The organism is Streptomyces sp. NPDC090088 (assembly GCF_044747345.1).
Taxonomy (GTDB): Bacteria; Actinomycetota; Actinomycetes; order Streptomycetales; family Streptomycetaceae; genus Streptomyces.
Genome location: NZ_JBIVDZ010000015.1, coordinates 83,186 through 98,159 on the forward strand (window position 1 = coordinate 83,186; position 14,974 = coordinate 98,159).

At 65.0% G+C, this 14,974-nt stretch carries 14 protein-coding genes and 1 pseudogene; 9 read left to right on the forward strand and 6 right to left on the reverse strand.

The annotated features are described in order from the left end of the window. Positions 1-268: 268 nt before the first annotated feature. Entirely contained in the window at positions 269-952 is a 684-nt protein-coding gene (locus ACIPSJ_RS49690) for a TetR/AcrR family transcriptional regulator (RefSeq protein WP_401356624.1), read from the reverse strand. 235 nt (positions 953-1,187) lie between these two features. Here ACIPSJ_RS49690 and ACIPSJ_RS49695 point away from each other — a divergent pair, with 235 nt between their 5' ends. The 3 genes from ACIPSJ_RS49695 (at position 1,188) to ACIPSJ_RS49705 (ending at position 3,854) form a co-directional block, all read left to right on the forward strand. After that, complete coding sequence (locus ACIPSJ_RS49695) at positions 1,188-2,066, forward strand: SDR family NAD(P)-dependent oxidoreductase (RefSeq protein ID WP_401356627.1); 879 nt, start codon at positions 1,188-1,190, stop codon at positions 2,064-2,066. 78 nt (positions 2,067-2,144) lie between these two features. After that, the gene (locus tag ACIPSJ_RS49700; RefSeq protein WP_401356630.1) at positions 2,145-3,053 is read left to right on the forward strand and encodes an MBL fold metallo-hydrolase; all 909 of its coding nucleotides are present in this window, start codon (positions 2,145-2,147) and stop codon (positions 3,051-3,053) included. A 252-nt stretch (positions 3,054-3,305) separates the two neighbouring features. Next, complete coding sequence (locus ACIPSJ_RS49705; protein ID WP_401356633.1) at positions 3,306-3,854, forward strand: carboxymuconolactone decarboxylase family protein; 549 nt, start codon at positions 3,306-3,308, stop codon at positions 3,852-3,854. A 171-nt stretch (positions 3,855-4,025) separates the two neighbouring features. Here the strand turns inward: ACIPSJ_RS49705 and ACIPSJ_RS49710 are convergent, their stop codons facing one another. Continuing rightward, complete coding sequence (locus ACIPSJ_RS49710; RefSeq protein ID WP_401356635.1) at positions 4,026-5,405, reverse strand: IS1380 family transposase; 1,380 nt, start codon at positions 5,403-5,405, stop codon at positions 4,026-4,028. A gap of 834 nt (positions 5,406-6,239) precedes the next feature. Between ACIPSJ_RS49710 and ACIPSJ_RS49715 the strand changes: the two genes are divergently transcribed. Next, a complete protein-coding gene (locus ACIPSJ_RS49715; protein WP_401356638.1) occupies positions 6,240-6,992 on the forward strand; it encodes an SDR family NAD(P)-dependent oxidoreductase in 753 nt (250 codons plus the stop codon). A 281-nt stretch (positions 6,993-7,273) separates the two neighbouring features. Continuing rightward, positions 7,274-8,134, forward strand: coding sequence for an aldo/keto reductase (locus ACIPSJ_RS49720; RefSeq protein WP_401356640.1), 861 nt, complete (start codon positions 7,274-7,276; stop codon positions 8,132-8,134). 166 nt (positions 8,135-8,300) lie between these two features. On the opposite strand, the gene ACIPSJ_RS49725 is transcribed toward ACIPSJ_RS49720, so the two are convergent. Then, positions 8,301-9,152 carry a helix-turn-helix domain-containing protein gene (locus ACIPSJ_RS49725; protein WP_401356641.1) on the reverse strand — a complete coding sequence of 284 codons (852 nt, stop codon included), beginning with the start codon at positions 9,150-9,152 and terminating at the stop codon, positions 8,301-8,303. Between the two features lie 375 nt (positions 9,153-9,527). After that, entirely contained in the window at positions 9,528-10,397 is an 870-nt protein-coding gene (locus ACIPSJ_RS49730) for a helix-turn-helix domain-containing protein (protein ID WP_401356644.1), read from the reverse strand. A gap of 277 nt (positions 10,398-10,674) precedes the next feature. On the opposite strand from ACIPSJ_RS49730, the pseudogene ACIPSJ_RS49735 reads away from it, so the two are divergent. Then, positions 10,675-11,373: pseudogene (locus tag ACIPSJ_RS49735) on the forward strand (transposase family protein). Between the two features lie 173 nt (positions 11,374-11,546). Here ACIPSJ_RS49735 and ACIPSJ_RS49740 read toward each other — a convergent pair. Together ACIPSJ_RS49740 and ACIPSJ_RS49745 are read right to left on the reverse strand one after the other, a co-directional pair. Continuing rightward, the gene (locus ACIPSJ_RS49740; protein ID WP_401356647.1) at positions 11,547-11,939 is read right to left on the reverse strand and encodes a nuclear transport factor 2 family protein; all 393 of its coding nucleotides are present in this window, start codon (positions 11,937-11,939) and stop codon (positions 11,547-11,549) included. Between the two features lie 45 nt (positions 11,940-11,984). Beyond that, positions 11,985-12,584 (reverse strand): flavodoxin family protein, encoded by a 600-nt coding sequence (locus ACIPSJ_RS49745; RefSeq protein ID WP_401356649.1) that lies wholly within the window; start codon positions 12,582-12,584, stop codon positions 11,985-11,987. A gap of 208 nt (positions 12,585-12,792) precedes the next feature. Between ACIPSJ_RS49745 and ACIPSJ_RS49750 the strand changes: the two genes are divergently transcribed. The 3 genes from ACIPSJ_RS49750 (at position 12,793) to ACIPSJ_RS49760 (ending at position 14,376) form a co-directional block, all read left to right on the forward strand. After that, on the forward strand, positions 12,793-12,948 hold the full coding sequence (locus ACIPSJ_RS49750) for a hypothetical protein (protein ID WP_401356651.1): 156 nt from the start codon (positions 12,793-12,795) through the stop codon (positions 12,946-12,948). Positions 12,949-12,950: 2 nt separating this feature from the next. Beyond that, positions 12,951-13,352, forward strand: a complete 402-nt coding sequence (locus ACIPSJ_RS49755) for a transposase (protein ID WP_401356653.1) — start codon at positions 12,951-12,953, stop codon at positions 13,350-13,352. An 85-nt stretch (positions 13,353-13,437) separates the two neighbouring features. Further along, positions 13,438-14,376, forward strand: a complete 939-nt coding sequence (locus ACIPSJ_RS49760) for an IS4 family transposase (RefSeq protein WP_401356655.1) — start codon at positions 13,438-13,440, stop codon at positions 14,374-14,376. The last annotated feature ends 598 nt before the right edge of the window (positions 14,377-14,974 follow it).

Sequence of the window (14,974 nt, forward strand, 5' to 3'; positions counted from 1 at the left end):
CCTGTTTGGCTGGGGAGCCGGAACAAACCCGTGTTCTTGGGCTGGGGCGAGAGACGGCCGAGTGTTTCCCCGGCCAACCGGATGTATGGCCGGCGGCGGCGTGTTCCATGATGCATGGCCGAATGTCCGGCGTCCCCGATTCCTCCGCCGCCTCGCTCCCATGGGCGGCGACCGCAGTCGTGCGCCGGGACGTGGAAAACGCTCGGATCCCAGTGCTGTGGCCGATGCAACCAGCGTATGTGCGGTGGTGGGACTGCCCTTGCCTTTCTCAGTGGCCGGGTTCGAGTCCTTCGGCTGCGGTCTGCAGCGCGGTGCGCGTGGCGGTCCAGAGGGCGTTGGTGTTGGGCTGCCCGGAGGGGGTGTCGTCCGCGTGTTGGGCGACGTGCTCGGCGGCGGCGCACAGGGCCGCGATGATTATTGCAGCCTTGATCTTGGTCTGGAGGTCGTCCGCTGGCTTGCCTGTGCAGGCGGCGAGGACCTCGGCGATGGCGGGTTCGTGGTCGTGTTGGAACTGCAGCCAGACGGCGCGCAGGCTTGGTTCTGTGCGGGTAAGGCGGATGAGGGTCAGTGTCATCGCCAGGTCCGCCGGGTGTGAGCCGGATGCGGAGTCCAGCGCTGCGAGTTCGTCGACGACCTGACTGATTGTGTTGCCCGGCTGCCAGTCGCCCAGGACACGCGTGACCTTGGCCAGGCCGGTGGTAAGCAGTGGTTGGACGCAGGACTCCTTGGTGGAGAAGTAGCGCCGCAGGGTACGGGTCGAGATACCCACGCCGTTCGCGATCTCATCGACGGACGTGGCTGCCACACCCTTGCTGGTGAACAGCCGCACTGCTTCGTACGCGATCTCCATACGCATGGCGGCCTTGCGCCGCTCGGTCAGCGGTGGGCGCCCCATCCTGTGCAGTGTGACCGTCGCGATTCCGTCGGTGGTCCGCTCGTCCCCGCCGTCCACTCGCGCTCCCTCTACCTCTACGTCCAGTCCCTGGTCATCACTCATGGTAGGACCTCTCTAGAGTTTTCGCCTTGAAATGGCATGTTGTCCAGAAGAGGCAAAAAGTTGTAGGGTCGGTTGCGTACCCCACCAGCGCCTGCATGGAGGGGACGAGCGGACGCACACATGGCGTCTCGGCGTGTTGGCCGCACTGGCTCTCCCGCAGCCTTAGCCGGCCCCCGGACACGGAGCGAAAATGATCTCAGACAGTGATGATCAGGACCTGCGCGACAGGGTGGTCGTCGTCACTGGGGCTAGTTCCGGGATCGGAGCCGAGGCGGCTCACCGATTCCGCGAACTGGGAGCCAACGTGGCGGTTGTGGGGCGGTCACCACAGAAGACCACGGCGGTCGCGAAGCGGATCGGGGGGCGGGCGCACCTAGTGGACTACAGCCGATTGGACGACGTGCGTCGGCTCGCAGCCGAGCTGCTGGCCGCCTACGGGCGCATCGACATCCTCGCCAACAATGCCGCCGGGATCTTCACCACCCGCATCATCAGCACTGACGGCCAAGAGATGACCTTCCAGGTCAACCACCTGGCACCGTTTCTGCTGACGAACCTGTTGCTGCCCAAGCTCATCGCCGCCCCGGACGGAGCCAGGGTGATCAACACCGCCAGCAACGTCCACAGCAGGGGACGCCTGGACATGGACGACATTGCTGGATCCCGCCGCCGGTACCGCGCTCAGCGGGCCTATGCGACATCAAAGCTCGCCACCATCTTGTTCACCCATGAACTCGCGCGGCGCACACACGGCACAGGCGTCACCGCATCGGCCTTCCACCCCGGAGCAGTTGCCACCGACATCGGCCGCGACAGCGCTCTCCTCCGGCTCGTCATGAACTCATCTCTGGGCCGGGCCGTACTGTCCACCCCCGAACAAGGTGCCGAACCCCTGCTGCACCTGGCCACGACAGCCGACCCGCTGACGGCCAACGGCGGCTACTTCAACCGCCTCAAACCCGAAAGCCCCGCACCGGGGCAAGCCCGCGACCCTGGCTTGGCACGGCAGTTGTGGGAACGTTCCGCGTACCTCACGGGCCTGCAGCCTCTTCCCTCCATCGCTGGATAAAGCCTTCCGAACCAGCCGAGCCCGCCACCTACCACGACCGCAAAAGCAAAACCCAGTTCCTCAGATCGGAGCTTCTCGATGACCACCCCTGACGTCACCGCCGTTCCCGCACCTCTCGTCCAGGGAGAGCCCCGCAAAGTCGCCGACGGCGTCTTCGTGATCCCAGACCAGCGCAACCCGGCCGTCCCCAACATCGGCATCGTCGTCGGCGAGCACGCCGCCCTCGTGATCGACACGGGCATGGGACCCCGCAACGGTGCTTACGTCCTCGACCATGCCAAGCGTCTGGCAGGTGACCGGCACCTGTACCTGACCATCACGCACTACCACCCCGAGCACGGGTTCGGCGCGCAGGCGTTCCGCGGCTCGGCCACGATCGTCTACAACCGCAGGCAGTACAAGGAACTTCAGCGCAAGGGTGCCGACGACCTCGCCATGTTCAGCAGCTTTGCGGAGAGCATCGCCGCAGAGTTGAAGGATGTCGAGTTCGTGCAGCCCGACATTGCCTACGACGGTGAGCTGCAGCTCGAACTCGGAGGACGCACCGCGGTCCTGCGTGAATGGGGCCCGGCGCACACTCATGGCGATCAGACGGTGCTCGTGGACGGGAACGTGCTCTTCAGCGGGGATCTGGCAGTGACGCGCATGTTCCCGATCGTGCCCTACATGATGCACGGCCCCCACGACACCGACTCGGACGGCAACCACTGGATTGAGGTCCTCGACCAGCTGCTTGCCCTCGCTCCCCGAATTGTCGTGCCCGGCCACGGGGAAGTCACCGACGTGAGCGTCCTGCACGAGGACCGCGACTACCTCGCCTACATCCGTGATCGCGCCATGGAACTGAAGGCTGCCGGCGCTCGCTTCGAGGAGGCCGTAACACAACTCGGCGAGGAAGTAGGGGCCCGCTGGAAGACCTGGGACCGGGGAGAGTTCATCGCTGCGACGGTCCTGGCCTTCTACGGTACTCCCGAACCCTCCATCTGATCGTCGATCCGACGACCAGACGCCCTGCCCAATCTCGTCCTTCGAGGCCCCGGCTCAACGGTGGCCGGCACCTGCCCGCCGCCCTCGCTGGCGAGATGATGCACCGAAGAGGTTCGAGACCAGGTCCTTGAGCCTTTTCTGGATTCAACCCAAAATGGAGAATTTTTGATGACGAGGCGGTCCGATCCTACGTCAGCGGAACCCGATGCGCCGCGCATAGCGCCGCTTCCCTATGACCAATGGTCCCCTGAGATGAAAGACAAACTGGGGACTGTCCATGAGACCGTCCGGACGGAAGGAGGGATGCTAGGGCAGCCCGAAAACATGCCATTGACGTTTGCCCGGCATTCTGAACTGTTCGCCTCCTGGCTTCCTCTGATGGGGTACATCGCTTATCGCGGTGCGTTGCCAAGCCGCCTGCGCGAGCTTGTCATCGCGCGCACGGCCTGGCTCGGGCAGTCCCCGCTGAACTGGGTGACTCACATCTACCCGGCCAGACATGCAGAGGCTGGCAAGGAGGGCGGGGTTCATTTCACTGAATCCGAGGTCGATCAGATCATCGTCGGCCCGAGCGACGAGCGCTGGTCGCCACAGGAAGCTGCACTGCTCGCGGGCGTCGACCAGTTCTACAAGACCGGCGACATGGATGACGCCACGTGGCTGAAGATGCATCAAAATTACGACGAAAAGCAAATCATTGAACTGATGTATCTGATCACCAACTACCGTATGGTCGGCGACATCGTCCGCACTCTGCGCGTCGATCTCGGTCCCGACTTTCCAGGGCTGCGGCAGCGTTAGCCTCGATCGTTCATGGTCCCCGTCAGCTTGTTGGCGGGGACTCTGTGTCTGTGTGGTGGGGCCTTTTCGGGGCTGGGGCAGGTTGAGGGCCCGGCTTTCGCGTCGGGTGGGCGCCGGGTTCCACTTCGCCGGTGGGGTGGTGCGGGTTGTCGGGACGGTCGAAGTGGCTGGTCAGATGGGGTTCGGGAGGCTGTGGAGCCTGTCGATCGCGTGGGTGATGATGTCGGTCCAGGGCCATCGGGCGGTGAAGCGGAGCCAGTGGCGGCGTCCGGTGTTCACGAGCCGGGCGGCGGCGGAGAACAGGCGCAGACGGAGCTTCTTCGGTTCCCATCGGCGGGTATCGCCGGTCAGGGCGAGCATCGGCATCCAGGCGAGGAGATCGAGGGCGAGCTGGACGATCTCGAGCCAGATCCGGTTCTGGGCGGTGTCGTGCAGGGGCAGGCTGCGCAGACCGGTATGGCGGGCGTTTCGGATACGGTCCTCGCAGCGGGCCCGGCGGCGGTGACGCAGTTCGAGGTCGGCGAGCTGGCCGCCCTTGGTATTGGTGGCGAAGCAGGTCAGCCGCAGCCCGTCGACGTCGGTGATGCGCAACTGGGCGCCGGGGTGCGGGCGTTCCTTGCGGACGACCAGCCTCATGTTCTTCGGCCAGGAGCTCAGGTCGGGCATGTCAGTGATCTCCGCGACCCAGGCGCCGGGCCGCTCGGTGCCGCCGGAGTCGTAGGCCGGCGTCCATGCCTTCTTCGGGATGTTCAGCACGGCCTGGTGGATGGCGTCGGTGACGGTCATTCCGACGGAATACGACAGCCACCGGCCGCGTCTGGAGAGCCAGTCGAGGAAGGTGTGGGTGCCGCCGGCGGAGTCGGTCCGGATCAGTGTCTGCCGTCCCCGCCGCAGGGGTTTGGGCAGTTGTGCCAGGGCGAGTCGGGCGGTTTCGATGTGGTCGGCAGCGGTGTTGGAGCCCGCGTTGCCGGGCCGCAGCAGGGCGGCCACCGGTTCCCCGGACCCGGATGGGCCGTGGTCGACGAACGCGACGAGCGGGTGATGGCCGAAGGTCTTCTTCCAGGTCGCGGTGGCGTCCTGCTTCTCGGAGTGGGCGAGGACCAGCACACCGTCGATGTCCACGATCACGTGGCCGTCGGCGGCCGGACTGCTTGTCCCGGACAGCTCCCAGACCCGCCCGCGCACGTGGGAACGTGCATCCCGGATCGCGGCCAGGGCTTTCGGGCCTGACTTGGCGAGCGCGTCGACGAGACGGGAGACCGTCGGATCGGAAGCCACCGGGCCGAACACACCCGGCTCGGCCCGCAGCATGCCGACGTCGGCCAGGCAGTCTCCGCCGAGTGCGACGGCCAGGGCCACATCCAGCAGGATCTTGCCCGGGTCGTGCACCGCCCGCGGCTTGCGCCACGGCGCCAGCGCCGCCGATATCGCGGTATCCAGGCCGGACTTGCGGACCGTCTCGACCAGCAGCACCGACCCGGCCTGCGAGACCGCCCCACGGCCGCCGCCCTCGACACGGACACGCGGGTACGACCCGCTACGCTTCTTCACCTGGAGAGTGCTTCTTTCCTTGCAGCTGACAGGACCCTCGACAAGTCCCATCGTTGCAGGTCAGCAGCACTCTCCACTTATTTGATCAAGACCCGGACAGCCCCACTCGCGAAAGCGCGAGGTTAGCCTCGAACGCTCGCCCAACAGGCTGAAGCGGTTGATGATCAAGGCGAGTCTTCGGTCGTGGGCCTTTACACGGTGTGGTCGGCAAGAGCCCGCCCCGACAACTGGTGGAGGTCTGGGCAATGACATCGCAGCTCACGCTGCACTCAAGCATCCCGGAAGAGTGACGGACGGACCCGGGCAGCCACCCATGACCGGGCCGTCGTCCGCGACGCCCGCGTCGTGGACGACAAGTACGGCGAAGCCGATCCGACAGTCGGCGAAGGCACGATCGGCTACCTCGCTCAGAGCCACCGCTGGACTCGCACGCTCGCTGGCTGTTGATATTGGCATCCATGCTGGCGCGGTCCGTCCGATTCATGGCGTCCGGATCGGCCCCGGCCCGCAGACCGGTGTCCGGGGCGTCAATGTGTGCATAGTCTTCCACGGTCAGCTTGAAGTCCAGGATGTCGATGTCCTCCTCGACGCGCTCAAGGTGTATGGACTCCAGGACGGTCGAGCGTCCAGGATCGAGGTGCCGGCAACGCAGCCCCTGTAGCCGGTTGTGCATATCGATGCAAGTTAGATGAGGGGGAGAAAAACATCCCCGGTTTGCTCCACCCAGGGATGGGAGCCTCCCATTGTTGGCCTCAGGTGCGCGGCGGCAAAGTTGATCTAACGTCCCACGTCAACAGTTCACGCGTAAATGGCCAGACGAAGAAAGACAAAAGTATGCGCACTGCACTAATCACCGGATCCGGCCGACGAGAAGGGCTGGGGTTCGAGATCGCCAGGCAGCTGGGTGCCGCAGGGTTCCACGTCATTCTCTCCGCCCGGCGGCTTGACCAGGTGGAGCCCCTCGCCGCAGAACTCGTTGCCCAGGGCGTCGACGCGTCCGCTCTGAAACTGGACCTGCTCGACCGCGCAAGCCTGACCACGGCCGCGCAGCGCGTCGAAGGGCAGTTCGGGAAGCTGGACATCCTCATCAACAACGCCGCGATGATGACGCTGGCGGGCTCCTCGCGCGTTGCGGACAAGGACATGGACCAGCTGCTGCTCGAGTTCCAGACCAACGTGGTCGGCACATGGAGCGTCACCCAGCAGTTGCTGCCCCTTCTCGTGGCCAGCGGCCACGGCAGGATCGTCAATGTGTCCAGCGGCGCAGGGGCGTTCTGGGACCCCGACTACGGTCTGGTCAACTTCCCCGGATTCGAGATGGCCCGATTCGGCGCGATGCCGATCTCGGCTTACGCCCTGACCAAGACAGCACTCAACGGACTCACGATCAAGATGGCGAAGGAGCTCAAGAGCGACAACATCCTCGTGAACTCCGTGTGTCCCGGAGTTACCGCCACACGCCCCGGCTCAGAGGGATGGGCTCGCCCCGTCTCCGAGGGCGCCAAGGGCATCGTATGGGCCGCTACCTTGCCCGACGACGGTCCCACCGGCCTCTTCTTCAGGGACGGCAAGCAGCTGCCCTGGTGACGACGAACCACATCGCACGCATCCCGAAGCGCCACAATTCGCCGAGAGCCGAAGGTTGTGCCGAGACTGTGGACCAGCCCGGGGAGGACCTCGGGACAGGGGCATCCGGTGTCCTCGCATGAGCCAGCAAGCGGCTGCACCTGCATCCCCTCCTCGCCCGAGCCTGGCGTGTGCAGGAGGGCCGCCAAACCGCAATCACCGGGCCAGACCTCGACATTCACGCCCAGAGCCAACCTCGATCTTTCGTGAGAGCCCGTCATCTAGCGAAAGCGATCATCGACATGCCTGTGAAGATTCCTCATGTCACCCTCAACACCGGCGGGGAGATGCCCATTCTCGGCTTCGGCGTCTTCCAGATCTCAGAAGACCGGACCCAAAGGGCTGTTGAGGCCGCACTCGATGTCGGCTATCGCATGATCGACACTGCCGCGGCGTACGAGAACGAGCAAGCTGTGGGCCGGGCCATCGCTGCGAGCGGCATCCCGCGCGACGAACTCTTCATCACCACGAAACTGTGGGTACAGGATGCCGGCGAAGTCCCCGCCAAGCGCGCCTTCGAGCGCTCTCTCGACCGACTGGGGCTCGACTACCTCGACCTCTACCTGATCCACCAGCCCTTCGGCGACTATTACGGCTCATGGCGAGCCATGGAAGAACTCAACCGTGACGGCCGTGCCCGGGCGATTGGGGTGAGCAACTTTTACCCGGACCGGCTTGCCGACTTGATCACACACAACGAGATCGTCCCCGCGGTCAATCAGATCGAGACCCATGTCTTCTTCCAGCGCGCTGACGACCAGCAGTTGATGCTTGAGCACGGCGTTCAGCACGAGTCTTGGGGACCGCTGGCAGAGGGCAACAGAGGCTTCTTCGAGAACTCGCTGCTTGCCGACATCGCTCACACACATGGCAAGTCCGTCGCCCAGATCGCCCTCCGCTGGTTGATCCAGCGCGGGATCGTCTCAATCCCGAAGTCCGTCCGGCCCGAGCGGATGGCGGAGAATCTCGACGTGTTCGACTTTCAACTCACCGATGACGAGATGGCGCGCATCGCCACACTGGACACGGGCCGCAGCCCCATCGTTGACCATCGCGACTTGCAGGCAGTCGCATGGGTCGGCAAGGTCCGGTTCAACACCTGACACCAGCCATGAGCCTTCTGCCCACGACCCCAAGGCCACGGGAGGGACGTTGCCCTGTCGGCACAGATCAGCCAGTACAGGATCACCCGGAAGGCGTAAGTCGGCAGAGTCCTGGCCCAAGTTCTGCAAGTTATTGGCCTCCCCGTGCCGGGTGCAGACCTGCGGGTCAGGCGGTGGAGGTGTTGCTGGCGGCCCAGGATGCCAGCAGGCGCAGACTGTCGTGGCTGGGGGAGCCGGGCTCGGCGGTCCATACAGTGAGGCGCTGGTCGGGGTCGGAGGCGGCTGCCAGGGTGTGCCAGCCGAGCGTGAGGTCGCCGGCAATGGGGTGGTGGAGGGCTTTGGCACCGATGGTCACGGAGTTGACCTTGTGATCGCCCCACCAGGTACGGAAGTCATCGTCCCGCACAGACAACTCACCGATCAGCGCGGCCAGGCGGGCATCCTGAGGATACCTGCCAGCCTCCACACGGAGCATGGCCACACAGAGGCGGGCCACGCTATGCCAGTCGGCGTACAAAGAGCGCATGGCGGGGTCGGTAAACAAGATGCGCACGTAGTTGCGGTGCTTCTCGGGGATCTGCGAGAAGTCGGTGACCAGGGCGGCGCCGAGGGCGTTCCAGGCAAGGACGTCCAGATAGCGGCCCATCACGACGGCAGGTGTGGAGGCGAGGTCATCGAGCAGCCACTGCAGCACCGGCCAGACCTTCTGTACCCTTTGGCGCCGGGGCCGGGTGCTGTCCTTGCCCGCCAACTGGAAGACGTGGTCCCGCTGGCCGTCGCTGAGATGCAGGACGCGCACGAGGGCCTCCAGAACGGGGCCGGAGGGCTGTATACGGCCCTGTTCGAGGCGAGCGTAGTAGCCGCTGCTGATGGAAGCGAGCTGGGCGACTTCGTCCCGGCGCAACCCTGGGACACGGCGCGGGCCGGTGTTGGGCAGGCCGACGCTACGAGGGCTGAGTTCGGCGCGGCGGGCTTTGAGGAACTCGCCTAGCTCCTTGAGGTGGGCGTCGCTGGTCATTGGGACAGTCTGCACCTGGGCCTCGCCCGGCTGGCGGGGAGAGATTTTTCCCAGGAACGCGGTTCCCAGGATGTTCTTTCCCCGCTTGCGGCCTGTCGGTGTGGGTGCGGAGCTACCTCCGACGCCTTCGCCAGGACTTTTAAAGTCTGCAGCACAGTCTACGTTGGCAGGGGCTCAGGTCTCGGGAAATGCGCCGCGTTTGGAGCCAAGCCGGCGCTCACAGCCGCTCCTGCTGCGTCCGCGTGAATCAGTCTGCCGATGGCTCCTGACGAAGAAGGCGTGAAGTTCTTCCGGTCTACGGGAAAGCGGCGCGGAGGTGACCCCGAGCCAGACCTAAAACCGAACGCGCTGCTGAACAGTTGACCCGACGTGTCATCAGGTGACGACGCCGGATGCCATGAGCTTCTGGTCCGCAGCCCACGAGGCGAGTAGCCGCAAGGTGTCGTGGGACGGGGAACCGGGTGGGGCGGTCCAGGCGATGATCTGCTGGTCGGGATCGGAGGCGCAGCCGAGGGCGTTCCACCCGAGGATGAGGTCTCCGACGACCGGATGATGCAGCCTTTTCGTTCCGGTGGTCCTGATGGCGACGTGGTGCTCGGTCCACCACTGCCGGAACTGCGCATCGTGTGCCGAAAGCTCGCGGACGAGACCGGTCAGCTTCGGGTCGCCCGGGTAACGGGCGCTCTCCATGCGGAGCTGTGCGATGGCCAAGTGGGTGACTTCTTCCCAGTCCGCGTACAGAGCTCGCAGCGCGGGATCGGTGAACAGCATTCGGATATAAGTGCGTCGCTCCTCCGGGATGTTCCCGAAGTCGGCGAACAGAGCGGCGCCCAGCTGGTTCCAGGCCAGAACGTCGGTACGACGGCCGACAACGACCGCGGGGCTGGTGGCGAGGTCGTCGAGGAGGAACTGCAACTGCGGATCCACCGTCTGCCGGGTACTGCGAGGAGGTAGTTCGTTCTTGGCGGCGAGCTCGAAAAGATAGGTGCGTTGGTCCGCGTTGAGTTGGAGCACCCTGGCAAGCTCGGCCAGCACGGGAGTAGATGCCTGCAGACGACCTTGCTCGATCCGCGCGTAGTACTCGGTGCTGATGGAGGCCAGCAGCGCGACCTCCTCACGGCGCAGACCGGCCACCCGCCGGGGCTGTTCGCTGGCGGCGGGAAGGCCTACGTCAGCCGGGCTGACGCTGGCGCGCCGTGCTTTGAGGAACTCTCCCAGCTCATTCAGGTGCAGGTCACGACTCATGTCTCCAAGAGTCGCACGATGTTCGGGCGCTGTGAGAGGGAAAGACGGTGCCTAGACATCTGGGTGCAGAAGAAGTAATGGGATTCCGCCAGACTGAGGGTTTGAGGCGGCCGCAGCGATTTCGTAGCCGCCCCTGCCCCTTGGAGACTGCGTACGGCCCAGTGAGCTTCTTCGAGCTGGTCGTCGTTCAGGTGATGGCCAGTGAAGCGCAACGAGCGGGCCCCTGGGCTGATGATCGAGATGTCTGACGTCTCAACCACATTGCTCGGGGGCCTCGTTGGCCATCCATCCTGCCGCGTTCGACCTGCCGCATGCGCTCGTGGAATGGGTCACCATGCTCATCGTCACTCGTGAGGGCGACCGCCGATGCAAGCTGCGCCCGTCTCAGCGCGCGATGGTGGCACTGGTGTGTCTGCGCGAACACACCCTTCTGGCGAAGATCGTCTGCGAGTCCACGGCCCACGCCTACACCAGCGCGGTCGTCCACCTCCTCGCCGGACGAGCACCGGGTCTGCTCAAGATTCTGCACGAGAGCGACGCGGACTTCGTCCTGCTGGACAGCTCGCTCGCCGAGTGCGACCGGGTCGGCGACGGAAGGGGCGACTACTCCCACAAACACCGGCGCCACGGCGGTGAATGTGCAGGTCGTCACCGACCGGCGGCCGGCTGCTGTGACTCTTACCCGCCTTGTCGGGCCGAACCCACCGGATCATCCGGATCTGCGAGCGCCAGGGCGTTCCTATCCTGGCCGGTCTCGCCTACCTGGGTGCCGGTCCATGGCTGGCCACCAGTATCAAACGCAAGCCACTGCCGGAACTCTCTCTCACCGAAAAGACCCCCAACCAGGCACTTGCCGCTGCACAAGCGCGGCGTCGGCCGCCTGAAAGCCTGGCGTATCTTCCGCTGGTCCCGATGCAACTCGAATCGAATGAGGCCAGTGGCCAAAGCCATTCTCACACTGGAGCGGCAACGCTGAAGAGGCCTAGTGTCTCCTCGGCTCATACACCGGCCTGGCTCCCTGGCCCCATCAACCGGGCCAGCCAGTGAAAGGTGGACTCATGACGCAGAGGACCTCGCCATGAGTCTACTGGGGAGCACTGGATGATCTGCGCATGCGCGGCAGGGCAGGCCGGGTGGTGATGAAAGGACTCAGATGTTCAGCGCCTGTTGCAGGACATGACTGTCCGCGGCCTGCACCAGACCGGAAATCTTGCCGTCACGGATGGTCCACAGATGGATGAACCGTACGTCTGCCTTGTTCCCACTCTTAGTCTCGGCGTGATAATGCCCGAGGACAATGACGTGACCGTCGTTGTCCTCGTAGTACTGCTCGGGGACGGATCCCAACGACTCGAAGTTCGGCTTCAACGGGCCGAAAAAGTCATGAGCCACATTGCCCCAGCCCTGATAGACCCCACCGTTAGGGAAGCCAGGCGTGATGTCCCAGATGAGGTCCGGCGCCACGATCTCCGCGATGACATCCGGGGCCATGCGGGACTCGTAGAAGCGGCGGACAAGGCTGATGTTCGCGGAGTCGGACATGGGGGCTCCTTCACCTGGAGGCAGCTGACAGGGGAATGCCGGAAATCAGGCGCTGACAGCGGTAAGACCAGCCCGGAAGACCGAGGCGACCCGGGCGACGCGGGCGCCGAGGGCTTCAGCGGTGGCAATGTCGGCCTTGTGAACGGCATCGGGACCGAGGTCGGTCGGAGTCTGGGCACCGGCACCCAGGAAATAGCCGAGACGGTTGATGTCGTGCTCACTGCCCGTAGTGCTCCCCCAGCCCGGCAGGAGTCCGAGGCTGACCCAGTGCATGCCGTGCTGGGCAGCCAGGGTGGCGAAATAACCGAGAGTGGAGGACTTGTCTCCACTCTTGCCCCCGGAATTCGTGAACCCTGCAGCGATCTTGTCGGTCCACTGCTGGACTGCCCACCGCTGGCTGCTGGCCTCGGCGAACGTGTGGAAGGCCGCCGAAGCGGTTCCCATGTAGGTCGGGGAGCCGAAGATGATCGCGTCCGCGCCGTCCAGCTGGGTCCACTGCTCCTCGGTGATCGTGTCTACCGGGATGGACATGACCTCGGCGCCGGCCGCGCCCGCACCGCGCGCCACGGCCTCGGCAAGCACGGCTGTGTGGCCATAACCCGAATGGAATGCAACAGCGACAACGGGGCGGTCAGGAGAAGACATATTGGTACTGCTTTCCGAATAGTGAATCGAGGTACGCACCCAGGATGAACACCGGATGCCAGCCGTGTGAGGGGGAGGAATCCGTACCCCGGACGAGCTTGCCGGGGGAAGTTCACAACCGCTGAATGCTGAGATCCCGCTTCAATGCGCGCTGCTGACTAGGTGGTTGGCGGTGGTGTGACGGCCCGAGTGGGAGCGCGCGCAGCGCGTGCACGGCATCACTCTGCTCGGCCCGGTCCCTGCCGACCACAGCAGCCAGTCCAAGGCCGGTGCGGGCTTCGACAAGGCGGCCTTCACCATCGACTGGGACAACAGCAGGCGACCTGTCCGCGCGGGGCCACGAGTGTGTCCTGGACCGAGCTGAGGATGAAGGGGAATACCTATCTCCAGGCCCGGTTCGCCGAAGCGGACTGCCGGTCCTGCCCAGACCGCACGCAGTGCACCACGTCAGTCACCGGGCCCCGGTCCATCGCCGTGCTGCCCCGGCCTCTGCATGAGATCCAGACGCGAAACCGGCTCGACCAGCAGACCGAACAATGGCAGCGCCGTTACGCGATCCGCGCCGGCATCGAGGCCACCCTCTCGCAGAACGTCCGGGCCCACGGCCTGCGACGTTCCCGCTACCGCGGTCTGGCCCGAACCCATGTCCAGCACGTCCTCACCGCGATGGCCTGCAACGTCGCCCGCGTGGCCGACTGGATCGACACCGCACCCAGAACACGACGCCGGGCCACGCACTTCCGCAGTCTGTGCTCAGCCATCGCATGACCTACCCAACATCACCAGCAGAGTCATGCCGTTGCGTTAGCTCGTGGGCGTACGTTGCTGTGCAGTGTTCCCGGGGGTGGTTCGGGTGTCTGCGGATGTCGGCGAGTTATCAGGCCTGGGTTTGCTGACCTGGGTGTACCCGTCCGGTCTGGTGGATCGTGCAGTGGCCGCGTGCGGTCGTGCGGAACAACGCAGACGTCTGCTGCTGGCCCGGCTGATGGTGTACTTCGTGCTCGGGCTGGCCCTGTTCTCACCGGCGCCGTATCTGGACGTGATGCGGCATCTGGTCGAGGGCCTGCGGGGCCAGGGCCTGTTGGGCGACTGGCACGTGCCGGCGAAATCGTCGCTGTTTAGGGCCCGTCAGCTGCTGGGTCCGGAACCGTTGCGGGTTCTGTTCACCACGACCGCAAAACCGATGGGCACCGAGAGTACTCCGGGGGCGTTCTGGCGGGGACTGCGGCTGCTGGCGGTGGACGGGACCTGCTGGGACGTTGCCGACAGCCTGGCCAACGAGGCTGCCTTCGGCCGCCCCGGAAACAGCCGCGGCCACGACAAGAGCTCCTTTCCCCAGGTGCGGATGGCCTGCTTGATCGAGGTGGGCACGCACCTCGTGCCGGACGCCGAGCCGGCCGGCTGCCGCACCGGGGAAGTCACCCTGGTGGGCCGCCTGCCCCGCTCCTGCGGGCCGGGACAACTCGGCCTGGCCGACCGGGAGTTCCTCGGAGTGCCGTTGTGGCGGGCCTTCACCGCTACCGGCGCCGACCTGCTGTGGAGCCTGCTGGCGCAACCCGGCCGCATCGCCGCGCCTGGCATCAGGCTGAGCACTCTCGCCGAGGTTATCGAGTACCTGGGCGTCGGCCGCCTGCAAGATCAAGCGGCCGTGAGTCCATGGCGCTCATTAATGCCGACGGCGAGGGCTGTCTGCAGGGTTCTCCAGCCGGGCAGCTGTGCAGTCACCCCCCCCAGGCATGTGTGCCCGATTTCGGCTTATTGCAATGTTATGAAACAATATGCCCCTTTTTGAAGAGTGGAGCTCCTGGATGGTGTCATGAAGGATCTCGGTGGCGGGAAAGGCTGTTGCCCGCTCGGTCACCGAGCGTGCCCGTTCCTTGACTTTTTCTTGGACGGATCCGGATAGTCGGCTGAGTTACATAATTACCCGATCGCATCTTCGAATGATCCGCTACTGAGCGCATACGGGTAAAAAATCCTCCCCCTCACAACGCTGCTTTGCGATGCCACGCTGACGGCATGAACCATGAGCCTCATGTCAACGGCCTGGGGGAATTCCTCAGGGCGGGCTGCGCTGAGCTCAAATCAGCCGTCGTCGGTCTGCCCGATGAGAGCTGGCGTTGCCCCCCAGGGTGATCTTCATGGGAGTGACGGGCCTGTGTTATCCAGCCATAGAGGAGCTCTCCCCGGATGAGCTCCGGGCCGTGCAGCCGACCCGGACCAGCAGATCATCACCTGGACGCCCTGCCATGTTCTCCCTCCCGTGAGCCCCTGCGGCCCCACGCCTTTGGGCCGCGGATCAAAACTTCAAGACTTTCAGCAGCCTCGCCTTGCCGACGTGACAGCCGCACTCGATGTCCACCTTAGTGACGTGAAAATGCGCCCCCTGG